General features: G+C 52.4%; 21 protein-coding genes. 2 read left to right on the plus strand and 19 right to left on the minus strand.

The annotated features are described in order from the left end of the window. Window positions 1-50: 50 nt before the first annotated feature. The 19 genes from M4I31_RS19220 to rpsB all read right to left on the minus strand — a co-directional run bounded on the left by M4I31_RS19220 (window position 51) and on the right by rpsB (window position 22,151). Entirely contained in the window at window positions 51-440 is a 390-nt protein-coding gene (locus M4I31_RS19220; protein ID WP_069324020.1) for a VOC family protein, read from the minus strand. A 66-nt stretch (window positions 441-506) separates the two neighbouring features. Next, window positions 507-2,645 carry a lysine decarboxylase LdcC gene (ldcC, locus tag M4I31_RS19225; protein WP_038637430.1) on the minus strand — a complete coding sequence of 713 codons (2,139 nt, stop codon included), beginning with the start codon at window positions 2,643-2,645 and terminating at the stop codon, window positions 507-509. Window positions 2,646-2,744: 99 nt separating this feature from the next. Next, the gene (gene accA / locus M4I31_RS19230) at window positions 2,745-3,704 is read right to left on the minus strand and encodes an acetyl-CoA carboxylase carboxyl transferase subunit alpha (protein WP_038637427.1); all 960 of its coding nucleotides are present in this window, start codon (window positions 3,702-3,704) and stop codon (window positions 2,745-2,747) included. Between the two features lie 12 nt (window positions 3,705-3,716). Further along, window positions 3,717-7,199, minus strand: a complete 3,483-nt coding sequence (gene dnaE / locus M4I31_RS19235) for a DNA polymerase III subunit alpha (RefSeq protein WP_085048274.1) — start codon at window positions 7,197-7,199, stop codon at window positions 3,717-3,719. A gap of 24 nt (window positions 7,200-7,223) precedes the next feature. Then, window positions 7,224-7,820 (minus strand): ribonuclease HII, encoded by a 597-nt coding sequence (gene rnhB / locus M4I31_RS19240; protein ID WP_038637421.1) that lies wholly within the window; start codon window positions 7,818-7,820, stop codon window positions 7,224-7,226. Next, window positions 7,817-8,965, minus strand: coding sequence for a lipid-A-disaccharide synthase (gene lpxB, locus M4I31_RS19245; protein ID WP_038637418.1), 1,149 nt, complete (start codon window positions 8,963-8,965; stop codon window positions 7,817-7,819). The genes rnhB and lpxB overlap by 4 nt, the downstream gene beginning before the upstream one ends. After that, window positions 8,965-9,753 carry an acyl-ACP--UDP-N-acetylglucosamine O-acyltransferase gene (gene lpxA / locus M4I31_RS19250; RefSeq protein ID WP_038637417.1) on the minus strand — a complete coding sequence of 263 codons (789 nt, stop codon included), beginning with the start codon at window positions 9,751-9,753 and terminating at the stop codon, window positions 8,965-8,967. The genes lpxB and lpxA overlap by 1 nt, the downstream gene beginning before the upstream one ends. 3 nt (window positions 9,754-9,756) lie before the next feature. Further along, entirely contained in the window at window positions 9,757-10,212 is a 456-nt protein-coding gene (gene fabZ / locus M4I31_RS19255; RefSeq protein ID WP_003018528.1) for a 3-hydroxyacyl-ACP dehydratase FabZ, read from the minus strand. A gap of 103 nt (window positions 10,213-10,315) precedes the next feature. Continuing rightward, entirely contained in the window at window positions 10,316-11,341 is a 1,026-nt protein-coding gene (lpxD, locus tag M4I31_RS19260) for a UDP-3-O-(3-hydroxymyristoyl)glucosamine N-acyltransferase (RefSeq protein WP_038637414.1), read from the minus strand. 3 nt (window positions 11,342-11,344) lie between these two features. After that, entirely contained in the window at window positions 11,345-11,830 is a 486-nt protein-coding gene (gene skp, locus M4I31_RS19265) for a molecular chaperone Skp (RefSeq protein WP_016151765.1), read from the minus strand. Between the two features lie 122 nt (window positions 11,831-11,952). Further along, window positions 11,953-14,367, minus strand: a complete 2,415-nt coding sequence (gene bamA, locus M4I31_RS19270) for an outer membrane protein assembly factor BamA (RefSeq protein ID WP_038637411.1) — start codon at window positions 14,365-14,367, stop codon at window positions 11,953-11,955. 29 nt (window positions 14,368-14,396) lie between these two features. Continuing rightward, on the minus strand, window positions 14,397-15,749 hold the full coding sequence (rseP, locus tag M4I31_RS19275) for a sigma E protease regulator RseP (protein ID WP_038637407.1): 1,353 nt from the start codon (window positions 15,747-15,749) through the stop codon (window positions 14,397-14,399). Between the two features lie 11 nt (window positions 15,750-15,760). After that, window positions 15,761-16,618: a phosphatidate cytidylyltransferase gene (cdsA, locus tag M4I31_RS19280; RefSeq protein WP_085048275.1), complete on the minus strand. Its 858-nt coding sequence runs from the start codon at window positions 16,616-16,618 to the stop codon at window positions 15,761-15,763. 12 nt (window positions 16,619-16,630) lie between these two features. Then, entirely contained in the window at window positions 16,631-17,389 is a 759-nt protein-coding gene (gene ispU, locus M4I31_RS19285) for a (2E,6E)-farnesyl-diphosphate-specific ditrans,polycis-undecaprenyl-diphosphate synthase (protein WP_032940405.1), read from the minus strand. A gap of 187 nt (window positions 17,390-17,576) precedes the next feature. Continuing rightward, on the minus strand, window positions 17,577-18,773 hold the full coding sequence (gene ispC, locus M4I31_RS19290) for a 1-deoxy-D-xylulose-5-phosphate reductoisomerase (protein ID WP_085048276.1): 1,197 nt from the start codon (window positions 18,771-18,773) through the stop codon (window positions 17,577-17,579). A gap of 98 nt (window positions 18,774-18,871) precedes the next feature. Then, a complete protein-coding gene (gene frr, locus M4I31_RS19295; protein ID WP_006686783.1) occupies window positions 18,872-19,429 on the minus strand; it encodes a ribosome recycling factor in 558 nt (185 codons plus the stop codon). 139 nt (window positions 19,430-19,568) lie between these two features. Further along, complete coding sequence (gene pyrH / locus M4I31_RS19300) at window positions 19,569-20,294, minus strand: UMP kinase (RefSeq protein ID WP_003018549.1); 726 nt, start codon at window positions 20,292-20,294, stop codon at window positions 19,569-19,571. 145 nt (window positions 20,295-20,439) lie between these two features. Continuing rightward, window positions 20,440-21,291 carry a translation elongation factor Ts gene (gene tsf / locus M4I31_RS19305; RefSeq protein ID WP_003018551.1) on the minus strand — a complete coding sequence of 284 codons (852 nt, stop codon included), beginning with the start codon at window positions 21,289-21,291 and terminating at the stop codon, window positions 20,440-20,442. 134 nt (window positions 21,292-21,425) lie between these two features. After that, window positions 21,426-22,151 (minus strand): 30S ribosomal protein S2, encoded by a 726-nt coding sequence (rpsB, locus tag M4I31_RS19310; protein ID WP_003018553.1) that lies wholly within the window; start codon window positions 22,149-22,151, stop codon window positions 21,426-21,428. Between the two features lie 451 nt (window positions 22,152-22,602). Here rpsB and map point away from each other — a divergent pair, with 451 nt between their 5' ends. Continuing rightward, on the plus strand, window positions 22,603-23,397 hold the full coding sequence (gene map / locus M4I31_RS19315) for a type I methionyl aminopeptidase (protein WP_038637400.1): 795 nt from the start codon (window positions 22,603-22,605) through the stop codon (window positions 23,395-23,397). 113 nt (window positions 23,398-23,510) lie between these two features. Beyond that, on the plus strand, window positions 23,511-26,183 hold the full coding sequence (gene glnD / locus M4I31_RS19320) for a bifunctional uridylyltransferase/uridylyl-removing protein GlnD (RefSeq protein ID WP_085048277.1): 2,673 nt from the start codon (window positions 23,511-23,513) through the stop codon (window positions 26,181-26,183). Window positions 26,184-26,201 lie beyond the last annotated feature (18 nt).

A 26,201-nucleotide genomic window follows, 5' to 3' on the forward strand; every position in this document is an offset into this window, starting at 1 on the left:
ACAATGGCATTGCCCGGCACGTTACCGGGCTAACGCCATAATGACAAGCCTTATAGCTCATACAGTTCGAGCGGTAATCCGTCGGGATCGTTAAAAAACGTGAAGCGTTTGCCGGTGAACGGATCAATGCGTATCGGCTCGCACTTCACATCGCGCGCTTCCAGATGCGCGATCGCTTTCTCTACGTCATCCACACTGAACGCCAGATGACGTAAACCACAGGCTTCCGGTCGGCTGGGGCGGCAAGGTGGAAATGGGAAAGAAAAGAGCTCAATCACATACTGACCGTTCAATGCCAGATCGCCTTTCCAGGAGTCTCGCTCTTCCCGGTAGGCTTCGCTCATCAGGGTGAAGCCCAACACATCGCAGTAAAATGCCTTACTCGCCGCGTAGTCCGTCGCAATAATGGCAATATGGTGAACCTGTTTTAATCCCAGCATAGCGTTTTGCCTCTTTCGTTTGTTCTTTCAGCACGTTACTCGCGCTCAATGGGTTCAGGCAAGTCGTTATGCCATTTTTAAGACTCTCACACGATACACGCCATCCTCACCCAGTTTAGCGCCATGGATATCGGTTTCAAATCCAGGATAATGATGGCCCACGGAGCACAGCATCAGCAGGAAATCGAGTACAGCCCGGCTTTTTTCCGTGATCATTTCACCAGGCATCAAGAGCGGTACGCCGGGAGGGTAAGGCAGGATCATATTGGCAGAAACGCGCCCCACCAGTTGATCGAGCGCTACCGTTTCAACCTCACCTTTGATCTGCCGCTGCCAGGCCTGATGCGGCGTCATTTTCATTTCCGGTAAGGTATCAAATGCCCGCAGCATCAGCCCGGAAAGATCGTGCTGGCGAATAAGCCTATGGATCCCCTGCGCCAGATCCTGAATGCGCATATTACGATAAAAATCAGGATCTTCAGCATACAGATCCGGCAGCATGTTTTTCACGCGTAAATTCAGATCGTACGAACGCTTAAATTCCGTCAGCCCGCGCAGCAGGCCCATCGCCCGGGTTTTATCAATGCCGATGCTGAACAGGAACAACAGATTATACGGTCCCGTTTTCTCGACAACCACGCCGCGTTCATCAAGGAATTTCGCCACCAGCGCGGCAGGAATCCCCTCTTCACTCATATTTCCCTGTTCATCCATCCCCGGCGTCAGAATAGTGACTTTCACCGGGTCAAGAAACATGTGGTCGGCGTCAGCATCGATAAATCCGTGCCAGTCTTCACCGGGCGCTACCGGCCAGCATTCTGCTTCATCCACCCTTTCTGGTTGCCAGATATCAAAAAACCAGCCATCCGACTCTTCACGCAACCGCTGCACTTCTTTACGAAAATGCAGCGCCCGCTCCACCGAACGATTGATTAACCGCTTACCGGAATTACCACGCAGCATGGCCGCTGCGGTTTCTATTGAGGCAACAATCGGGTAACTCGGCGAAGTGGATGTGTGCATCATAAAGGCTTCGTTAAAGGTGTCTTCGTCGTAATCGCCCTTAATGTGGATCAAAGAAGCCTGTGACAACGCCGCCAGCATCTTGTGGGTGGACTGGGTTTCAAAAATCACCTTCCCCGGCACGCGCTCACCGCTCATCCCGCTTTTCCCCTGATAGATCGGATGAAAATGGGTATATGGCACCCAGGCTGAATCAAAATGGATAGAGGGCACATCCAGCGTTTGTTTGATCCAGTTGGTGTTATACAGCAGGCCGTCATAGGTAGAGTTGGTGATCACCGCATGCACCGGCCATTGCGCCTGAGGGGTCTCCTCTACCTTGCTTTCGATGCTTGCCCGGCTAAATTCCCGACGGGGGATACCGCCCAGAATACCCAACGCATTACGCGTCGGCTTCAACCAGATTGGCACCACATCGCTCATCATCAGCAAATGCGCCAACGACTTATGGCAGTTGCGGTCAATCAACAGCGTACTGCCCGTGGGTGCGGCGTACATACCAACAATTTTATTGGAGGTTGACGTGCCGTTGGTCACCATATAGCTCTGCTCGGCGCCAAAAGTGCGCGCGATATACTCCTCCGCTTCCAGGTGCGGGCCGGTATGATCCAGCAGCGAGCCCAGCTCGGTCACTGAAATGGAGACATCGGCTTTCAGCGTATTACCGCCAAAGAAATCATAGAACAGGCAGCCGACCGGGCTTTTCTGGTACGCCGTTCCCGCCATATGACCGGGCGTGCAAAAGGTATACTTTCCTTCCTTCACATAGGTAAACAGCGCTTTGGTGAAAGGGGGCGTAATGTTATCCAGATATTCACTGGTGTACTGGCGGATACGGGTGGCAATGTCTTCAGACTGGCCCAGCGCATACTCAAAAAACCACAGCGCCATGCGCAGGTCGTGAGCGCTGACATCCATCGTTGAATGGGTATTAATAAAGGCGTAAAGCGGAAGATATTCGTTGAGCTGGTTGATGTCACTGCACAGATCCAGACTGTATTCATCCCAGTCAAAAATGACGCCGCAAATTCGCGGGTTATGTTCGATAAACTTCAGCAGGTCAACGCTATTCTGCGGCCAGATAATCTGAAACCCCTGCTGTTGTAGCGCACGCTCAAGTTCCTTGATGGGCTCATCTTTATAAAAGACGCCATGCGGTCCCATGATGGCAATGATATTCATGCGTTCCTCCTGGAAAAACCTCAGTTAAGCATAGCCTGGTCAAACTGCAGGTAAAAAAAAGGGCCACAGCATTGTGGCCCTTTTCAGAATTAATGTAGCTTATGCGTAGCCGTAGCTCATCAGACGCTGGTAGCGACGGTTTTTCAGATCTTCTTTACCTAACACATCAAGATCGGCGAGATCGGCCAGCAGTTGCGCTTTCAGTGACGCCGCCATGGCTTCCGGGTTACGGTGCGCGCCACCCAGCGGTTCAGGAATGATAGAGTCGATAAGCTTCAGCTCTTTCAGACGCGGCGCGATAATGCCCATCGCTTCAGCGGCCAGCGGCGCTTTATCAGCGCTTTTCCACAGAATGGAGGCACAACCTTCCGGGGAGATAACGGAATAGGTGCTGTATTGCAGCATATTCACTTTATCGCCTACGCCGATCGCCAGCGCGCCGCCGGAACCACCTTCACCGATAACGGTGCAGATGACCGGTACGCTCAGACGCGACATTTCACGCAGGTTGCGCGCGATCGCTTCAGACTGACCACGTTCTTCCGCGCCCACGCCCGGGTAAGCCCCTGGGGTGTCGATGAAGGTAATGATCGGCATGTTAAAACGTTCTGCCATTTCCATCAGACGCAGCGCTTTGCGATAGCCTTCCGGCGCTGGCATGCCGAAATTACGACGAATTTTTTCTTTGGTCTCACGGCCTTTCTGATGACCAATGATCATCACCGGACGACCATCCAGACGCGCAATACCGCCGACGATAGCTTTGTCATCCGCATAGGCACGATCGCCCGCCAGCTCATCAAATTCATCAAACGCCAGGCGGACATAATCCAGGGTGTACGGACGCTGTGGATGGCGCGCCAGTTGGGCTACCTGCCATGCGCCAAGATCGGCGAAGATTTTACGCGTCAGTTCTACGCTTTTTTCACGCAGGCGATGCACTTCTTCATCGATGTTAATATCCAGTTTCTCATCCTGACGGCTAACCGCAGTCAGAGAATCGATTTTTGCTTCCAGCTCTGCAATCGGCTGTTCAAAATCAAGGAAATTCAGACTCATAGTATTCCTGTATTAGTCAAACTCCAGTTCCACCTGCTCCGAACCAATAAGGCCGCGGAGATCGTTTAGCAAACGATCGCTCGGAGAGACACGCCACGTCGCGCCAAAACGCAACCGCGCACGTGCATCCGCCCTCTGATAGTAGAGATGTACTGGAATTGTCCCCGAGCGGTGGGGTTCCAGAGACTGACGGAGTCGGTTTAAAAGCTGGTCATCAATTTGCCTGTCCGTCAGCGAGATAGCAAGCCCGCGAGCATATTTTTCCCGGGCTTCGTCAATATCCATGACTTCACGGGCCATCATTTTAAGCCCGCCGCTGAAGTCATCAAAGCTGACCTGTCCGCTGACGATAAGTATGCGGTCTTTTTCCAGCAATTGCTGGTATTTATCCAGGGCATCGGTAAACAACATAACTTCCAGACGCCCGGAACGGTCATCCAGTGTACAGATGCCGATACGATTGCCGCGCTTGGTGACCATTACCCGCGCGGCAATGACGAGCCCCGCAGCCGTGGTGACTTTACCACGTTCTGTCGGATGCATGTCTTTCAGCCTGTGGCCTCCAACATAGCGCTCAATTTCTTTTAAATACTGGTTGATAGGGTGTCCCGTCAGGTAAAGCCCTAACGTTTCACGCTCACCGTCTAATACTACCTGCTCAGGCCACGGTGTACAGTTGGCATAAGACTGTTCAATTTGTTCGGGTTCTTCCGCCAGCACGCCAAACATATCAGCCTGGCCAATAGCCTCGGCTTTCGCATGCTGATCGGCGGCTTTTAGCGCATCATTCAACGAATTCATCAACGCCGCGCGGTGTGGGCCAAGGCGGTCAAACGCCCCGGACATAATCAGTTTTTCCAGCACCCGGCGATTGAGTTTTTTGATATCCGTACGCGCACAGAGATCAAACAGCTCGCGGAAGTAACCGCCTTCGTTGCGCGCCTCAATAATAGCTTCAATTGGCCCTTCACCCACGCCTTTTATCGCGCCGATGCCATAAACAATCTCGCCATCATCGTTAACGTGGAAATGGTAAAGCCCGGAGTTAATGTCTGGCGGCAGGATTTTTAACCCCATGCGCCAGCATTCATCCACCAGCCCGACCACTTTCTCGGTGTTATCCATATCGGCCGTCATTACCGCCGCCATAAACTCGGCCGGGTAATGCGCCTTCAACCATAGCGTCTGGTAAGAGACCAGCGCATAGGCAGCGGAGTGTGATTTGTTAAATCCGTAACCGGCGAATTTCTCCACCAGGTCAAAGATTTTCATCGCCAGTTCGCCGTCGACGCCGCGCTTTTTCGCCCCTTCTTCAAAGGTGCCGCGCTGTTTGGCCATTTCTTCCGGCTTTTTCTTACCCATCGCACGACGCAGCATATCCGCGCCGCCAAGCGTGTAACCAGACAGCTCCTGGGCAATCTGCATAACCTGTTCCTGATACAGGATAATGCCGTAGGTTGGCTCCAGTACCGGCTTCAGACACTCATGCTGCCATTGTACGTCCGGATAGGAAATCTCTTCACGACCATGCTTACGGTCGATAAAGTTATCTACCATCCCCGACTGTAGCGGGCCCGGGCGGAACAAGGCCACCAGTGCGATCATATCTTCGAAGCAGTCAGGCTGCAGACGTTTGATCAGATCCTTCATGCCGCGGGATTCAAGCTGGAATACCGCGGTGGTTTCCGAGCGTTGCAGCATGTCGAAGCTTTTCTTATCGTCAAGCGGAATGGCCGCGATATCGAGCGGCGGCTCGCCGTTCTTTTCACGGCGGGCGTTGATCATCTCCAGCGCCCAGTTGATGATGGTCAGCGTACGCAGCCCCAGGAAGTCGAACTTCACCAGGCCGGCGTATTCCACGTCGTTCTTATCAAACTGAGTAACCGGGTGCAGCCCCTGTTCATCGCAGTATAGCGGCGCAAAATCGGTAATTTTGGTCGGAGCGATAACCACGCCACCGGCGTGCTTGCCGGCGTTACGCGTGACGCCTTCCAGCTTACGCGCCATATCGATCAGCGCTTTAACCTCTTCATCTGCCTCATAGATTTCCGGCAGTTGCGGTTCAGCTTCGAAGGCTTTCGCCAGCGTCATGCCCGGATCGGGCGGCACCAGTTTCGAAATACGATCCACGAAGCCGTACGGGTGCCCCAGCACGCGGCCCACGTCTCGGATAACCGCTTTTGCCGCCATCGTACCGAAAGTAATAATCTGCGAAACCGCATCACGACCGTACATATCCGCCACGTGTTCAATAACCTGGTCGCGTTTCTCCATACAGAAGTCAACGTCGAAGTCGGGCATTGAGACACGTTCCGGGTTCAGGAAACGTTCGAACAGCAGGTCAAATTCCAGCGGATCCAGGTCGGTAATTTTTAGCGCATAGGCCACCAGCGAGCCTGCGCCGGAACCACGTCCCGGACCTACTGGTACGCCGTTATCCTTCGACCACTGGATAAATTCCATAACGATCAGGAAGTAGCCCGGGAACCCCATCTGGTTGATAACCTGTAGCTCAACATCCAGACGTTCATCATATTCCGGACGGCGCCTGGCGCGCTCTTCCGGATCCGGGAACAGGAACTCCAGTCGCTGTTCCAGCCCCTCTTTCGACTTCGCCACGAGGAAATCCTCGGTGGTCATATCGCCGGTCGGGAACTGTGGCAAGAAATACTCACCCAAACGCACCGTGACGTTACAGCGTTTGGCAATTTCGACGGTGTTTTGCAGCGCCTCCGGGATATCGGAGAACAGCTCGCACATCTCGTCTTCGCTACGCATATACTGCTGCGCGGAGTAGTTACGCGGGCGTTTAGGGTCGTCAAGGGTGAACCCGTCGTGGATCGCCACACGGATTTCATGCGCGTCGAAATCGCCGGTTTCCAGGAAGCGAACATCGTTGGTCGCCACCACCGGCAAACCACGCCTTTCAGCCAGTTCTACCGCGGCATGCAGATAATTTTCTTCATCTTGTCTGCCGGTACGGATCAGCTCAAGGAAGTAGCTATTGGGAAAATGCGCTTCGTAAAACGCCACGCATTCGTCAACCAGGGCGCTATTACCGCGCAACAAGCTACGTCCGACGTCGCCCATGCGGCCGCCGGAGAGCAAAATCAAACCTTCTTTTAGCTCGACCAGCCAGTCGCGGTCGATAACCGGCCCTTCTGCGCCATAACCGCGCTGATAGGCTTTTGATATCAATAACGTCAGGTTCTGATAGCCGGTATTGTTAGCGGCCAGTACGGTGAGTTGCGTGAGTTCATCACCCAATAGTTCACTGCGGACATGAAAATCTGCGCCTACAATAGGCTTAATACCGGCGCCGTGACCCGCTCCGTAAAACTTCACCAGACCACACAGGTTGGTAAAATCGGTGATCGCCAGCGCAGGCATGCCTAACGCGGCCGCCTTCTTCACCAGCGGCCCGGTTTTCGCCAGCCCATCGATCATGGAGTAGTCGCTGTGCACCCGGAGGTGGACGAAACGTGGTTCAGACATCTTCAGATTCCTTCGACACAAGAATCAGGACGTGAGTCCCAGTGCGCGTTTGACGGGGCCAAAACTGCGGCGATGGTGCTCTGTCGCGCCATACAGTGCCAATTTTTCCAGATGAAAAGCGGTTGGATAGCCTTTGTGCTGCGCAAAGCCATACTGCGGAAACACCGTATCCAGCGCTGCCATTTCAGCATCGCGGGTCACTTTTGCCAGTATTGACGCTGCGCTAATCTCCGCTACGCGGCTATCACCTTTGACTACCGCCATCGACGGTACCGGTAATGCCGGACAACGATTGCCGTCAATCAGTACGTATTCCGGCGCAATATGCAGCCCCGCGACCGCACGCTGCATCGCCAGCATGGTGGCATGCAAAATATTCAGATCGTCGATTTCATGCGGTTCCGCACGGCCCACGCTCCAGCTTAACGCTTTTTCTTTTATTTCATCAAACAGCGCCAGGCGACGTTTTTCCGACAATTTTTTTGAGTCGTTAAGACCGATAATCGGGCGAGCCGGATCCAGAATAACGGCAGCAGTAACAACCGCGCCGACCAAAGGACCGCGCCCGACTTCATCCACACCCGCCACTAAATGCGTATGCGGATAAACAAATTCAATCATTGCGCTAACTCCAGGACTGCATCCGCTGCCTGCTCATCAGCATTGCAACGGATCTGCTGATGCAGTTCACGGAAAGTGTCATGCATCGCATGGCTGGTTTTACCATTCGCCAGTAACGGCAACAGCGCTTGCGCCAGCGCATGCGGCTCACACTCTTCCTGCAACAGCTCTTTAACCAGTTCTCTTCCCGCTAACAGGTTAGGTAGCGAAACGTAATCCGTTTTCACCAGACGCTTCGCCAGCCAGAAGGTAAAAGGTTTCATGCGGTAGCCGACCACCATCGGACACTTTGCCAGCATACATTCCAGCGCGGCGGTGCCTGAAGCCAACAGCGCGGCGTCGCTGGCCACCATCGCTTCACGTCCCATGCCATTAAGCAGATGCACGGAAAGCTCCGGCGCAACCTCTGCCTTGATACGCTCAAACTGCTCCCGGCGTTTGGCATTCACCAACGGCACCACGACTTCGAGATCCGGATAATGCTGACGTAACAGTTGCGCCGTTTTCAGAAAATCGGCGCTGAGCATCTCCACTTCCGCGCCACGGCTTCCTGGCAGCAGCGCCAGGCAATGCGCGTCGTGGGGAATACCCAAAATATCACGGGCCGCGTGTTTATCCGGATCCAACGGCATGGCATCCGCCATGGTGTGGCCGATAAAGCGGCACGGGACGTTAAATTTGTCATAAAACGCTTTTTCGAAAGGCAGAAAAGCCAGCACCATATTAGTGGATCTGCCTATTTTGAAAACGCGTTTCTGTCGCCACGCCCAGACGGACGGACTGACATAATGAATGGTTTTTATGCCCTGCTTTTTCAAGTTCCCTTCAAGGGTAATATTGAAATCAGGCGCATCAATGCCAACGAAAACATCCGGCTTGAGCTCGGTGAATCGACGAGTGAGATCGGCACGAATATGCAGTAAACGGCGCAGACGTCCGAGCACTTCAACAATGCCCATCACCGCCAGTTCTTCCATTTCGTACCAGGCTTCACAGCCTTCGGCCTGCATTAGCGGCCCCGCCACGCCAACAAAACGCGCATTGGGAACACGAGCTTTGAGTGCGCGGATTAGCCCTGCACCAAGAATATCGCCGGAGGTTTCTCCGGCGACGAGGGCAATCGTTAAAGGACGCTGCTCAGTCATTAACGAATCAGACCACGCGTTGAGCGCTCAAAGAAGTCGCTGAAAGCCTGGACTTCAGGGTGCTGTTTCGCCAGTTCGGCGATTTCCGGTTTCGCTTCTTCCAACGTTTTACCGCTACGGTACAACGCTTTGTAGGCATTACGAATCGCGGTAATCGCTTCGCGGGTGAACCCACGACGCTTCAGACCTTCGATATTGACGCCAAACGGCGTCGCGTGGTTGCCCTGGGCGATAACGTACGGTGGCACGTCCTGAGCAACGCCAGAACAGCCGCCAACCATCACATGCGCGCCGATGATGCAGAATTGATGCACCGCAGTCATACCGCCGATGATAACAAAATCATCCAGCGAAACATGTCCGGCAAGCGTGGCGTTATTCGCCAGAATACAGCGGTTGCCTACCGTACAATCATGCGCGACGTGCGCATTAATCATCAGTAAGTTATCGCTGCCCACCTTCGTCACTCCACCGCCCTGCACTGTGCCACGATGAATGGTGACGCTTTCGCGGATGCGGTTGCGATCGCCAATTTCCACGCGGGTCGGTTCGCCAGCATATTTAAGATCCTGGTTAACTTCGCCGATGGAGGCAAACTGATAGATCTCGTTATCGCGACCAATTTTTGTATGGCCATTCACGACAACGTGAGACTTCAGTACGGTACCCTCACCAATTTCAACATGGGGTCCAACAATACAAAATGGGCCAATGTGAGCGTTAGCGCCAATACTGGCGCCCTCTTCCACAATGGCGGTAGGGTGAATAAAGGCGGATTTATCAATCACGTATCAGGCCTCCCGGCTACGGGCACACATCATCGTTGCTTCGCACACAACTTTACCGTCGACCAGCGCAACCCCTTTAAAACGGGTCAGGCCACGGCGCGTTTTCTCGAAAGTCACTTCCATGATCATCTGATCGCCCGGCACGACAGGACGCTTAAAGCGTGCTTCGTCAATACCCGCGAAATAGTACAGTTCGCCTGGTTCCAGTTTTCCTACGCTTTTAAATGCGAGGATACCGGTGGCCTGCGCCATCGCTTCCAGAATCAGTACGCCAGGGAAAATAGGTTTGCCCGGGAAGTGGCCCTGGAAGAAAGGCTCATTAACGGATACATTTTTCACTGCGCGCAGAAAACGACCTTCTTCAAAATCCAGCACGCGGTCAACCAGCAGAAACGGAAAACGGTGCGGCAGAAGTTCTAAAATCTCTTCAATATGCAGAGTATGAGTGTTAGTAGTCAAAATACTCTTCCTGTCAAAATATACTAAAAGGCAATAATAACACGGCCTGTCGCAATCGTATGAATGGGACAGGCCGAAAAGTCAGACATGCAAAAAAGGTGCTTTAGTCTTGTTGATTAACCTTGCGCTCAATCGCTTTGAGGCGCTTGCTCATATCATCAATATTCATCACCAGTGCAGCTGTTTTACGCCATACCTTATTGGGTTGTAGCGGAATGCCTGAGGAGTAGACGCCAGGTTCCGTGATAGGACGCATCACCATACCCATGCCAGTTACCGTGACTTTGTCGCATATTTCCATATGCCCATTGATCACGCTGGCGCCGCCAATCATGCAGTAACGGCCAATCTTCAGGCTACCCGCCATAATGACGCCACCGGCTACCGCCGTATTGTCGCCAATCACAACGTTATGTGCAATCTGGCACTGATTATCAATGATAACACCATTACCGATCACAGTATCGTCCAGGGCACCACGGTCAATGGTAGTACAAGCGCCGATCTCGACGCGATCGCCGATAATCACGCGACCAAGCTGCGGGATCTTCACCCAGTTACCGCGATCGTTCGCGTAACCAAATCCATCCGAACCGACGACAGTGCTGGATTGGATCAGGCAATTCTCACCGATCTGAATGTCGTGGTAAATCGTCACATTCGCCCACAAGCGAGAACCTGCGCCGATTTTTGTATTTTTCCCGACGAAGCAGCCTGCGCCAATAACCACGTTATCGCCCAGTTCTACGCCAGACTCAATGACCGCATTTGCGCCCACAGAGACATTTTTACCCAGCTTCGCCGTCGCATCGATCGCTGCACTCGGTGCAACGTTTTGTGCGGGCTGCGGCGTGGTATCTAAAATTTGCGCCATACGAGCATAGGTCAGGTAGGGATTCTTCACTACCAGCGCTGCACTCTTAGCAAAAGGAAGATCGTCCTGCGTCATGACAACGGCAGAAGCCTGGCATACGCCTAAGTGTTCACGGTACTTAGGATTCACCATAAACGTGATATTGCCAGTTTGCGCAGATTGCATGGACGCTACGCCGGTGATGACGATATCGCCATCACCGTGTAATTCTGCATCCAACTGCTCTGCTAAATCAGCCAGTCGAATTGAAGGCATTACTTATTTAACCTGTTTCAGTACGTCAGCGGTGATGTCTTTTACATCGCTGCTATTGTATGCAACGGTGTTTGCGTCAACGACCAGATCGATGCTCTGGCTGTTAGCAACAGATTTCACAGCTGTCTGGATACGAGTAACCAGTTTGCCACGTTCTTCGTTGGAACGACGCGCACGATCCTGCTCAAAAGCCTGAGCTTTCTGTGAGAAAGTCTGACGCTGAGCCATAACGTCTTTTTCCAGCTTGGTACGATCGCTACCCGCTTTCATTGATTGCAGACGCTGCATTTTAGATTGCAGATCGGATTCCATACGCTGCAGTTCGCTGGCACGGCCTTTGAACTCGTTTTCCAGCGTAGCGGAAACACCTGTCTTCTGTGCAACCTGTTGGAACAGGCTACCCATGTTGACGATTGCAATTTTGTCAGCGGCCTGTGCGGACGTTGCCATCGCTAAACCGAGACCTGCAGCTAATAACCACTTTTTCACAATTAACTCCTTACCATCCCATTTGCACCCGAAGGTACAGTTCTTTGCGTGGCCAGGCGATCCCATGCAAGATCGCCTAAAGTCAGCGCTACACTACCACTACATTCCTTTGCGAAGAACAATTACCAGGTTTTACCAATGTTAAACTGGAACTGTTCCGCTTTGTCTCCATCGTACTTCTTGAACGGTTGGGCGTAGGAGAAAACCAACGGCCCCAATGGGGACATCCATTGTAAAGCGATACCTGCTGACATACGGATATTGCTCGGATCGCTATAGTCCGGTACATCCGACGGCGCAGATGACGGATCCCAGTTCGTATCCCAAACGGTACCCATATCCCAGAAGAACGAGGTACGGACCGAGTTGGCATACTTGTCGCTGATGAACGGCGTCGGGGTAATAAACTCCAGGCTGGCGACAGCCATGGCGTTACCACCTACCGCATCATCAGATTTACAGCCAGCTTCCTGAGTACAGTCTTCGTAATCATTATTATCGTCCCAGCTCGTGTGGGCGCCATTTTTATAAACAGCTTTCGGGCCGATAGTATTCGACTGGAAACCACGCACGGTACTGGAACCACCAGCATAGAAGTTCTCGTAGAACGGCATCTCTTTGCTACCGATACCATCACCATAACCCCACTTGGTACGGCCCAGGACAACCCATTTGTGATCGTCATCAATCGGCACGTAGGTCGCGGTATCCATCGACAATTTGTAGTATTCGTTATCAGAACCCGGAATGGTCACTTTACCATTCAGGTTGACACGCGAACCGTCTGTCGGGAAATAACCACGGTCTAACTTGTTGTACGTCCAACCGTAGTTGAAGGTGAAGTCATCAGCGGCAAAACTGCTGGTATCAGCGGGTTGTCCCATCGACTCAAGATAACGATCCATCGCGATCTGCGGCTGCATGTTGGACAGTTTGTTATGTACATAACCCAGGCCAGCACGCAGCGTATTGTATTCGTTAACCGGGAAGCCGAGCGTTACGTCAGTACCATAACTTTTGTTGGTATAGTCGGACAGGTCTGCATCATCCGCTTCAAAGTCGTTATAGAAGACGCGACCGCCAAGGCTCACACCGTCAACGGTGAAGTACGGGTTGGTGACAGATAGCTCAGTATAGGTCTGGTAGTCGTTTTTAGTGCCGTTAATCCCGACGGAATAACCGGTACCTAACCAGTTATCCTGCTGAACGCCCGCCTGGAAGCTCACGCCGCTCTCGGTACCGTAACCGACGCCGAAGTTAAAGCTACCGGTGTTACGCTCTTTCACCTTATAGACCACATCAACCTGATCCGGACGGCCCGGAACACGCTGAGTATCGGTATCGACGGTTTCAAAGTAACCCAAACGGTTCAGACGTTCTTTACCCTGGTCGACCAGATCGCTGCCCAACCATGCACCTTCCATCTGACGCATTTCGCGACGCAGAACGGAGTCTTTAGACGTGTCGTTACCTTCAAAGCGAATCTTACGCACATAGAAACGGTTACCCGCATCCACATTTACGCGTAATTTAACGGTTTTGTCGGCATCGTTGATTTCAGGCTGCGACTGTACGCGCGGATAGGCATAGCCATAGCGCCCCAGAAGCTTCTTGATATCATCTTCCATTTTGGTCACTTTGGTGCCGTTATAGAGTTCGCCTGGCTCGATTTTGGTCAGGCTCTCAATTTCGGCGGAGTGTCCGGCCAGGTTACCGCTCACCTCTACCCCAGAAAGCTTGTACTGATCGCCTTCAGTGATGTTAACGGTGATGTAGATACCTTTTTTATCCGGCGTCAGGCTCACCTGGGTAGAATCGATATTAAAGCGAGCATAACCGCGATCCAGATAGTAGCTGCGCAGGGTTTCGAGATCGCCCGCGAGTTTCTGTTTCTGGTATTTACGATCGCCCACTACGTTCCACCACGGCACTTCATCACGCAGTTGGAAGTGAGAGATAAGTTCGTCAGTCGAGAAGGCATGGTTGCCGACGATATTGATCTGTTGGATCTTCGCCGAAACACCTTCCTGGAAGACCAGTTTGAGGTCAACGCGGTTACGCGGCAACGGCGTTACCACCGCTTTCACACTGGCGCTGTACTTACCGACGCTATAGTAGAAATCTTCCAGGCCTTTTTCGATATCGGCAAGCGTGGTGCGATCCAGAGACTCGCCAACACGTACGCCAGACGCCTCGAGGTTTTGCTTCAGCATGTCGTCTTTCACCGATTTGTTACCGGAGAAAGTAATGCTGGCAATCGTCGGACGTTCTTTTACCTGAACCAGAAGGGTATCACCATCGCGCAGGACGCGGACATCCTCAAAGTTACCGGTGGCGAACAGAGCACGAATGGTATTACTGATGTCTTCATCATTAACCGTGTCGCCTGTGCGCACCGGCATACTGAGGAGAGCCGCACCAACGGCGACTCGCTGTAGGCCTTCGAAATGAATGTCCTTCACTACGAACCCTTCAGCACCGTATACGGTGGCGCTGCTAAACAGCAGCGACGCTATGAGCAACTTTTTCATCGCCATCGTTATTATGCGTTCTTCCTAACACTCTCTTACAACCGAGAGAAATCATTGAAAAGTGCAAGCCCCATTAACAACACCAGCAAGATAGAGCCAATGCGATAACTAAAGTCTTGAACCCGCTCGGATACCGGACCGCCCTTCAGCTTTTCAATCGCCAGGAACAGCAGATGCCCCCCGTCAAGAACGGGCAACGGAAACAGGTTAATTATCCCTAAGTTCACGCTGATAAGCGCAAGGAACATCAGGTAATAAATCACCCCGAACTCCGCTGACATCCCAGCCCCCTGGGCGATAGAAATCGGCCCACTGAGGTTGTTCAGTTTTACATCACCGGTAATCAATTTTCCCAGCATACTGACCGTCAGCTTCATCAACTGCCACGTTTTATCCGAGGCTTCGACGATGGCGCTGAAGGGTCCATACTGGCGTACAGTCTTATACTCATCAGGCAGAGGAATAATTTTAGGCACCACGCCCGCAAAACCTTCCGCCTTCCCGTTAACCTGTTTTGAATCCGGGGTTAACGTTAAAGACAAGGAACTGCCTTGTCTTTCAATATCTAGCGCTAACGGCTTATCCGGATTATCGCGCACCAGCGTCACGAACATCATCCATTGCGTCAGCGGCTGACCATTGACTTTAACGATCCTGTCGCCAGCTTGCAAACCCGCCTTACTTGCAGCCGAGTTAGCCTGCACTTCTGACAGCACCGATTCAATCTGCGGACCGCGTGGGCGAATCCCTAAACTGGCGACGGGATCCTGTTTGTCTGGCTCAAATGCCCAATGGCGCAAATCCAGCGTTTTGTCCTGCCGCTGGTTACTGCCAAACTGCGCCACGCTGAGCGTTGTATGCTCATCGCCAATTTTGGAAACCAACTGCAGTCTCACGGCATCCCAATCAGGGGTTTCGATACCATCAACCGCTTTTAGTTCCGTACCAGGCTGAATTTGCGCCTGCGCAGCAATCGAGTTGGGTGTTATTTCACCAACAACCGGACGAACGCCAGGAACGCCAATGATAAACACCAGCCAATAAGCGAAAATAGCAAAAAGGAAGTTTGCGATCGGACCTGCGGCGATAATAGCCGCGCGCTGCCCAACCGTTTTATTGTTGAAAGCGTAATGGCGCAGCTCCGGTACCACCGGTTCAGCGCGCTCATCCAGCATTTTGACGTAACCGCCGAGGGGGATTAGAGCGATGACGTATTCTGTACCCAGTTTATCGGTACGACGCCAAAGCGCTTTTCCAAAGCCAATGGAAAAGCGCTCAACGCGGACTCCGCAGCGCCGTGCAACCCAGAAATGACCAAATTCATGCACGGTGATAAGCACACCGAGTGCGACGATGAATGCAGCCAGATTCCAGAGAATACTCAGCATAAGACCATCCGTTAGAGCGTCCTGAATACCAGTAACAACAGGCAGGCAAAGACCGGTACCGCAGCCGTCAGGCTATCAATACGATCCAGAATACCGCCGTGTCCTGGAATTAAGTGACCACTGTCCTTAATACCTGCTTCACGCTTAAACATACTCTCAGTCAGGTCACCCAGCACGGAGGCCAGGGCTGCAACGATGGAGCAAATGAGCAAGGTGACAGGCGCAACTTCAAGATCCGCCCACATGCCATAACCCCATGAGATTACGGCCGCAGTGGCGAGTCCGCCAATAAAACCCTGCCAGGTTTTACCAGGAGAAACCTTCGGTGCCAGTTTGTGTTTGCCAAACAGCTTACCAAACATATACGCGCCAGAGTCCGCTCCCCAGACGAGGATCATGACATACAGCAGCCATAGCGCGCCACTATAATGATTTTCATCATAGTGCCATGCCCGTAGCGCCAGCATTCCCCAAAAGAAAGGAACAATGGTTAGCACGCCGAAAATTATGCGTAATGTTTTGGAATTACGCCAGACCGACGCAGAACCTGGGTAAAACAGTACCAGTAACAGCGCGACGATCCACCAACCCAGCGACGCCCATAGCGATACTTCAACCAGCGGCTGATGAATATTGCGATGGTATTCTGGCAGTAAAAATAGCATTAGCGCCAGCAATAGCCCGCACAAAACCGCCAGCCAGACTCGCTGTGTACGCGTGGTAAAACCGCTTAACTGTCCCCATTCCCAGGCGGCCAACATACAGACAACCAGCGTAACAATGGCGAACCCCACCGGCGGCAGCAAAAACAACGCCGCGATGACAACGGGTATTAAAACAAAAGCAGAAATCAGGCGATACTTCAGCAAAAGCGACCCCCATCAGGCTTTTTCATCACCGGGCTCGGTGCCGCCGAAACGACGCTCACGATTAGCAAAGGCATGCAGCGCACCTTCAAAGTCTTGTTCATCGAAATCGGGCCAGAGAACATCCGTAAAGTAAAGTTCGGCATAGGCAATTTGCCACAACAAAAAATTACTAATTCGATGTTCTCCCCCAGTCCTTATCACTAAATCCACAGGGGCCAGTTCATGCATACAAATTTGCTGCCCAAGCATCTCTTCATCGATTTGCTCTGGGCGCAGCAGACCTTCCTGCACCTGTTGTGCCAGTTGCCTCACTCCCTGGACAATATCCCACCGTCCACCGTAATTCGCTGCAATATTCAGCGTCAACCCGGTATTCTGGGCGGTAAGCGCTTCTGATTTGCGAATCCGTTCTTGCAAACGTGAGTTAAATCGACTGATATCCCCGATAATACGCAGACGTACGTTATGGCGGTGCAGGTTTTTCACTTCGCTATCAAGCGCCCACACAAACAGTTCCATTAACGCGCTCACTTCCTGCGCAGGTCGGTTCCAGTTCTCACTGCTAAAGGCATACAGCGTTAACGCATCAATACCGTTATTGGCAGCAAAAGAGACAGCCCGGCGGACGGATTTTGCTCCGGCCTTATGCCCAAAGGCGCGAATCTTCCCTTGCTTTTTCGCCCAGCGGCCATTGCCATCCATGATGATTGCAACATGGCGGCAACCATGTGCTGGCAAATTTTCGCTTAATGGTTTAGTTGCAGACAACATAACGCGTTTTTAGTCCCTGAAAGGATTTACGGTACTCAGGAATACTGAAGCCCATCCACAAAAAAGCCGTGTCAAACCACGGCTTACCCGACCGAAAAAAAGCAACTACCCGCGATCGAGTGGCGCAGACTATATCACTGAAGCCCAACGCTAACAAATAGCACGATCTTCCGTAGAGGGATTATCATCAGCTTGAGAGTCGCATCACTTCTTTTCTGGCGACTTCCCGCGCGATGGTATCAACCTTCAGCACGTCATCAACGCTCTGCGGCTCCTGCAAATCCATCTTATCCAGTACGGATAAATTAAGATCGGCAATATCGGTAAATCGAATCTGCTGCGCCAGAAATGCGGCAACGGTAATTTCATTCGCGGCGTTCAGTGCGGTCGTTGCCGCCTGCCCTTGCTCAAACGCGTCCATCGCCAGTTTCAGGCACGGATAGCGCTGATAATCAGGTGCGGAAAACGTCAACGCACTGAGTTGGCAAAAGTCGACAGGCTTAACGCCAGACTTCACACGTTCCGGCCATGCCATCGTATGGGCAATAGGTGTACGCATGTCAGGTTCCCCCAACTGCGCCAGAACGCTGCCATCCTGATAACGTACCATCGAATGAATAACCGACTGCGGATGAATCAGCACTTCCATCTGGCTTGCGCTGGCATTGAATAACCAACGCGCTTCAATGTATTCCAGACCTTTATTCATCATGGTGGCTGAATCGACAGAGATTTTTCGTCCCATCGACCAATTCGGATGACGACATGCCTGATCGGGGGTCATAGCAACCAGATCGCGCAATGGCGTTTCACGGAAAGGGCCACCAGACCCGGTAAGCAGTACGGACACGACGCCGTTTTGCTCAAGGTCAGCGTATCCCAGATTGAGTTGGATCGGTTGCGGTAAACTCTGAAAAATCGCGTTATGCTCGCTATCTACCGGCAAAAGCTGCGCTTTGTGGCGTTTCACGTCGTCCATAAACAGACGTCCGCAGGTTACCAGAGACTCTTTGTTCGCCAGCAAAATGCTTTTGCCCGCGCGGATTGCCGAAAGCGTCGGCAGCAGGCCCGCTGCGCCGACAATCGCCGCCATGACCTGATCAACATCATCCAGCGCGGCCATATCACAGGCAGCCTGCTGTCCGCTCATAACTTCAGTGCGGCTACCCTGCTCCAGCAGAGCCGATTTTAGCAATGCCGCGCTTTTTTCATCGTCCATTACCGCGTAGCGAGGAGAAAATTCCAGGCATTGCTCCACCATACGGGCAACATTCTTTCCCGCAACCAACGCAGCAACACGAAATTTTTCCGGGTTATGGCGTACTACATCCAGCGTACTGCAACCAATGGAACCGGTTGATCCCAGGATGGTTAATTGCTTCATGAGACATCCAGAAAAATAGGGTATAGACAGAAAAAAGCAAAACGCCGCCATCCAGCCTTTGCAGGCCTTCTAAGCGGCGTTTTTAGCGTACAGATGAATCAGAACTGCATCAGTTCCGTTTCTTTCTCTGCCAGCGCCGCATCAACTTTCTTGATCGCTGCGTCAGTCAGTTTCTGTACTTCGTCCTGAGAGCGGCGATCGTCGTCTTCGCTGATCTCTTTATCTTTCAACAGCGCTTTCACTTTGTCGTTTGCATCGCGGCGTACGTTACGTACGGCAACACGCGCGCCTTCAGCTTCGCCACGCACGATCTTGGTCAGATCTTTACGACGCTCTTCGGTCAGCGGCGGCAGCGGAACGCGGATGTCGGAACCCGCTGAACTTGGATTCAGACCAAGGTCGGAAGCCATAATTGCTTTTTCAACGGCTGGTCCCATGGAACGGTCAAACACGTTGATTTTCAGGGTACGGGAATCTTCAACCGTTACGCTTGCCAGCTGGCGCAGCGGAGTCGGCGTGCCGTAATATTCCACGACAATACCATCCAGCAGGCTAGGAGAAGCACGGCCCGTACGAATTTTGCTGATTTGATTTTTGAACGCTTCGACGCATTTGTCCATGCGTACTTCAGCATCTTTTCTGATATCGTTGATCACGTTACGAATCCTTGAAAGCTCGTTTCAGTCAGACCACACCCACCACGCAAGCTGTGACAAGTATAGTCTTGATTAATTTTGAGGGACGTATCCCGCGACATTAAAGCGGAATATTACCTGCATTTAGCCGCAACGGGAATTATTCCGTGATTAACGTGCCTTCTTTTTCACCCATAACAACACGGCGCAACGCACCCGGTTTGTTCATGTTAAAGACACGAATCGGTAATTTGTGGTCACGAGCCAGCGTGAACGCCGCCAGATCCATCACTTTCAGCTCTTTATCCAGTACTTCAGTGTAGGTCAACTGTTCGTACATGGTCGCCGTAGGATCTTTAGCCGGGTCGGCAGTAAATACGCCGTCCACTTTGGTAGCTTTCAGTACCACATCCGCTTCAATTTCAATACCGCGCAGACAGGCTGCTGAATCAGTAGTGAAGAACGGATTGCCGGTACCCGCAGACAAAATAACAACGCGGTTGTTACGCAGCAGGCTGATAGCTTCCGCCCAGCTGTAGTTATCACACACGCCGTTCAGAGGAATGGCGGACATCAAGCGAGCGTTCACATAGGCGCGGTGAAGCGCATCGCGCATCGCCAGACCGTTCATTACGGTGGCTAACATGCCCATGTGGTCGCCCACAACGCGGTTCATCCCTGCTTTCGCCAGACCAGCACCACGGAACAGGTTACCGCCACCAATCACTACGCCAACCTGAATACCCAGCTCAACCAGCTCTTTGATTTCCTGAGCCATACGGTCAAGTATGCTTGCATCAATACCGAAGCCTTCTGAACCTTGCAGAGCTTCGCCACTTAACTTAAGCAGAATACGTTTGTAGACGGGTTTTGCATTGGTAGCCATGTTTCTTTCCTGAGACTGTCAACGAATGAGATGAGTTAATTCCGGCGACATTGTATGTCGCTTTTCAGCATGACCACTATAGCGGTTCGCTGAATTTACAAGCCAGACACAAAAAGAAGCCGCCCTCAGGCGGCTCCTTTAAAAATTAAGACTGCTTGGACATCGCAGCAACTTCTGCTGCAAAGTCAGTCTCAACTTTCTCGATGCCTTCACCCACTTCGAAGCGGATGAAACCAGTTACGTCAGCGTTGTGCTCTTTCAGCAACTGACCAACAGATTTGCTCGGTTCCATAACGAAAGGCTGGCCAGTCAGAGAAACTTCGCCGGTGAATTTCTTCATACGGCCTTCAACCATTTTCTCTGCGATTTCTTTCGGCTTGCCAGACTGCATGGCGATGTCCAGCTGAACCTGGTATTCTTTCTCTACCACTTCAGCAGAAACGTCTTCCGGCTTAACGAATTCTGGTTTGCTTGCAGCAACGTGCATTGCCAGCTGTTTAACCAGTTCTTCGTCAGCGCCAGTAGCAGCAACCAGAACACCGATACGCGCACCGTGCTGGTAGTTACCCAGAACTTCGCCTTCCAGGGAAGCCACGCGACGAATGTTGATGTTCTCACCGATTTTAGCAACCAGCGCAACACGTTCTTCTTCGAACTGTGCTTTCAGAACTTCAACGTCAGTGATTTTGCCAGCAACGGCAGCGTCCAGTACTTTGTCAGCAAATGCCTGGAAACCAGCATCTTTAGCAACGAAGTCAGTCTGGCAGTTAACTTCCAGAATGAAAGCGATGTTGCCGTCGATTTTGGTTTTGATTACGCCGTCAGCAGCAACGTTGCCTGCTTTTTTCGCCGCTTTGATTGCGCCGGACTTACGCATGTTTTCGATTGCCAGCTCGATGTCGCCATTAGCTTCAGTCAGTGCTTTTTTGCAATCCATCATGCCTGCGCCAGTACGCTCACGCAGCTCTTTTACCAGGGATGCGGTAATTTCAGCCATTCTAAAATCCTCGGAAGATTTGATCTGCCCGGCATGAAACCGCACAGATTTAAAAGTGAAAAAGGGGCCTAAAGGGCCCCTAACCAAACGTGATACTACCTGGTTTATAAGGGGGCTCGAACGAGCGTGCCTTATTATTCAGCTTCTACGAAGCTTTCTTCCGCCTGGGAAGCCAGATCCTGAGAACGGCCTTCACGAACGGTAGTAGCTACAGCGCCCAGGTACAGGGTCACAGCACGGATTGCGTCGTCGTTACCCGGGATAACGAAGTCAACACCGTCCGGATCAGAGTTGGTATCAACGATAGCAAATACCGGGATACCCAGGTTGTTTGCTTCTTTGATAGCAATGTGCTCGTGGTCAGCATCAATTACGAACAGAGCGTCCGGCAGACCGCCCATGTCTTTGATACCGCCCAGGCTGTTTTCCAGTTTCTCAAGCTCACGAGTACGCATCAGCGCTTCTTTCTTGGTCAGCTTTTCGAAAGTACCGTCCTGAGACTGAGTTTCCAGATCTTTCAGACGTTTGATGGACTGACGAACGGTTTTCCAGTTAGTCAGCATACCGCCCAGCCAGCGATGGTTCACGAAGAACTGGTCGCAGCTGTTAGCAGCTTCTTTCACCGCTTCGCTTGCAGCGCGTTTAGTACCAACGAAAAGGATTTTACCTTTACGAGCAGAGATCTTGTTCAGTTCAGCCAGAGCTTCGTTGAACATCGGTACAGTTTTCTCAAGGTTGATGATGTGAACTTTGTTACGCGCACCGAAGATGAACGGCTTCATTTTCGGGTTCCAGTAACGGGTCTGGTGACCAAAGTGAACACCAGCCTTGAGCATGTCGCGCATGGAAACAGTTGCCATGATAAAAACCTCTATATATAAAAGTTGGGGTTAAGCCTCCACGCATCCCATATTACCGACCCCAAAGGGCACCCCGGAATATGTGCCGATACGTGTGTGTTGTTACACAAAGTGAGATTTGTCGCTCCCGTCCATCGTGTGTAGTCTTCGAATGGATCGGAAGTCCGGCGCGCTTTATACCACAAATACGCCACCGACACCAATAATTGTTGGCACTCAGTGCTGAATTGAACGATGAATTTCGTGTTACAGGCAGGCGGCAAATTTTTGAATCCCCGGGAGCTTACGGCCAGTAAGTGACTGGGGTGAAAAAATGTAGCCAACGCACCTGTGGCACGAAAGGCGAAGTTCAGAATGATTCTCAATTTGGCAGGGTACACCCCTGACTGATACCATTGTCAGCACTTACACAATTATTGCCGAAAATAATCGGCACTGATGGACAGAATTCATGGCTATCTCAATCAAGACCCCTGAAGAAATCGAAAAAATGCGCGTCGCTGGCCGTCTGGCGGCGGAAGTACTGGAGATGATCGAACCGTTTATCAAACCGGGCGTCAGCACCGGCGAACTGGATCGCATCTGTAACGACTATATCGTTAATGAGCAGCAGGCCATTTCCGCGTGCCTGGGCTACCACGGTTACCCTAAATCCGTGTGTATCTCGATTAACGAAGTGGTGTGCCACGGGATCCCGGACGACGCTAAGCACCTGAAAGATGGTGATATCGTTAACATCGACGTGACCGTGATTAAAGACGAATTCCACGGCGATACCTCCAAAATGTTTATCGTCGGCAAACCCACCATTCTGGGCGAACGTCTGTGCCGTGTAACGCAGGAAAGCCTGTATCTGGCGCTGCGGATGGTTAAACCGGGCATTCGCCTGCGCACGTTGGGCGCTGCGATTCAGAAATACGCGGAAGGCGAAGGCTTCTCTGTAGTACGTGAATACTGCGGTCACGGTATCGGTCGCGGCTTCCACGAGGAGCCTCAGGTTCTGCACTACGATGCGGACGACGGCGGCGTGGTACTACAGCCGGGCATGACTTTCACCGTAGAACCGATGCTGAATGCCGGTGATTACCGCATCCGCACCATGAAAGACGGCTGGACGGTGAAAACCAAAGACCGCAGCTTGTCTGCTCAGTACGAGCATACTATTGTGGTGACGGAAAACGGCTGTGAGATCCTGACGTTACGCAAGGATGACACCATCCCGGCGATCATCACTCACGACGAATAATGTTTTGCCTGATGGCGATGCATTCGCATCTTATCAGGCCTACAAATTGTACTACTTCGTAGGCCGGATAAGGCGTTCACGCCATCATCCGGCTTTTTAATGGGTGGCGCATAATGAATACTCTTCCTGAACAGCACGCAAATACAGCCCTCCCCACCCTGCCTGGCCAACCGCAAAACCCCGGAACCTGGCCACAGCACGATCTCAACTGCGCCGGCATTAAAGCGCATATCGACACGTTCCAGCGCTGGTTAGGCGAAGCGTTCGACAGCGGAATTTCCGCTGAACAGCTCATTGAGGCCCGTACCGAATTTATTGACCAGTTGCTACAGCGCCTGTGGATTGAAGCCGGTTTTGGCCAAATTGCCGACCTGGCGCTGGTTGCCGTTGGGGGTTACGGGCGCGGCGAACTGCACCCGCTTTCCGATATCGACCTGTTAATCCTCAGCCGTAAAAAGCTCCCTGACGCGCAGGCCGAAAAAGTCGGTGAGCTGTTAACGCTGTTGTGGGACGTGAGGCTGGAAGTGGGCCACAGCGTGCGTACGCTGGAAGAGTGTCTGCTGGAAGGTTTATCAGATTTAACCGTCGCCACCAATCTGATAGAAACACGCCTGCTGATTGGCGACGTGGCGCTGTTTCTTGAGCTACAAAAGCATATTTTTAGCGAAGGTTTCTGGCCGTCCGATAAGTTTTACGCCGCCAAAGTGGAAGAGCAAAATCAACGTCACCAGCGTTATCATGGCACCAGCTACAATCTGGAACCCGATATCAAAAGCAGCCCCGGCGGCCTGCGCGACATCCACACTCTACAATGGGTCGCCCGCCGCCATTTTGGCGCCACGTCGCTGGATGAAATGGTTGGTTTTGGTTTTTTGACGCTGGCGGAGCGTGCCGAGCTGAATGAATGCTTGCATATCCTGTGGCGCATACGCTTTGCTCTGCACCTGATCGTGAGTCGTTACGATAACCGCCTGCTGTTTGATCGTCAGCTCAGCGTAGCCCAACGGCTAAACTACGGCGGTGAGGGCAACGAGCCAATCGAGCGGATGATGAAAGACTATTTCCGCGTTACGCGACGGGTCAGCGAACTGAACCACATGCTGTTGCAGCTGTTCGACGAGGCGATCCTCGCTATGCCCGCCGACGAAAAGCCGCGTCCGATTGATGACGACTTTCAACTGCGTGGCTCCTTGATTGATCTGCGCAGCGATGACCTGTTTATCCGTAAACCCGAAGCGATATTGCGGATGTTTTACATCATGGTGCGTAACAGCGCAATCAGCGGGATTTACTCCACCACGCTGCGCCATCTGCGCCATGCCCGCCGTCATTTAACGCAGCCGTTATGCTACATCCCGGAAGCGCGCTCGCTGTTTCTCAGCATGTTACGCCATCCGGGCGCGGTGAGCCGCGGCCTGCTGCCGATGCATCGCCACAGCGTATTGTGGGCCTATATGCCGCAATGGTCGCATATTGTCGGCCAAATGCAGTTTGACCTGTTTCATGCCTATACGGTAGATGAACACACCATCCGCGTGATGCTCAAGCTGGAAAGTTTTGCCAACGAAGAGACCCGCCAGCGCCATCCGCTGTGTGTGGATCTGTGGCCGCGCCTGCGGCAGCCGGAGCTGATTCTGATTGCCGCTTTGTTCCATGATATCGCCAAAGGCCGCGGTGGCGATCATTCGGTTCTCGGTGCTCAGGACGTACTCAAATTCGCCGAACTGCACGGCCTGAACTCCCGCGAAACACAGCTGATCGTGTGGCTGGTGCGCCAGCATTTACTGATGTCAGTAACCGCTCAACGTCGCGATATTCAGGATCCCGAAGTGATTAAGCAATTCGCCGAAGAAGTGCAAACGGAACACCGCCTGCGCTTTTTGGTGTGCCTGACCGTCGCGGATATTTGCGCCACCAACGAAACGCTGTGGAATAGCTGGAAGCAAAGCCTGCTGCGCGAGCTGTACTTTGCCACGGAAAAACAGCTACGTCGTGGGATGCAAAACACGCCGGATATGCGCGAGCGCGTGCGTCACCATCAGCTTCAGGCGCTGGCGTTATTGCGGATGGATAACATTGATGAAGAAGCGCTACACCATATCTGGTCACGCTGTCGGGCAAACTATTTCGTGCGCCACAGTCCAAATCAACTGGCCTGGCATGCGCGTCATCTCTTACAACATGACCTCAAAGAGCCGCTCATTCTGCTTAGCCCACAGGCAACGCGTGGAGGAACGGAAATCTTTATCTGGAGTCCGGATCGCCCGTATCTGTTTGCCGCCGTTTGCGCCGAGCTGGATCGGCGTAATCTGAGCGTCCACGATGCGCAGATTTTCACCACCCGCGATGGAATGGCGATGGATACATTCATTGTGCTGGAGCCGGACGGTAGCCCGCTGTCGTCAGACCGACACGAAGCGATCCGTTTTGGGCTGGAACAGGCGATCACTCAGCGTAGCTGGCAACCGCCGCAACCGCGTCGCCAGCCGGCAAAATTACGCCATTTTACCGTCGATACCGAAGTGACTTTTCTGCCGACCCATACCGATCGAAAATCATTCCTCGAGCTTATCGCTCTCGACCAGCCAGGACTGCTGGCGCGGGTCGGGCAGATTTTTGCCGATCTGGGAATTTCGCTGCATGGCGCCCGAATTACAACAATTGGCGAGCGAGTAGAAGATTTATTCATAATCGCCACCGCCGACCGGCGCGCCCTTAATAATGAGCTGCAGCAGGAAGTGCATCAACGGTTGACAGAGGCCCTCAATCCAAACGATAAAGGGTGATGTTTTTATTTATTATGG

Origin of the sequence: Citrobacter sp. XT1-2-2, from assembly GCF_023516235.1 — a bacterium.
GTDB classification, from domain to species: Bacteria; Pseudomonadota; Gammaproteobacteria; order Enterobacterales; family Enterobacteriaceae; genus Citrobacter; species Citrobacter werkmanii.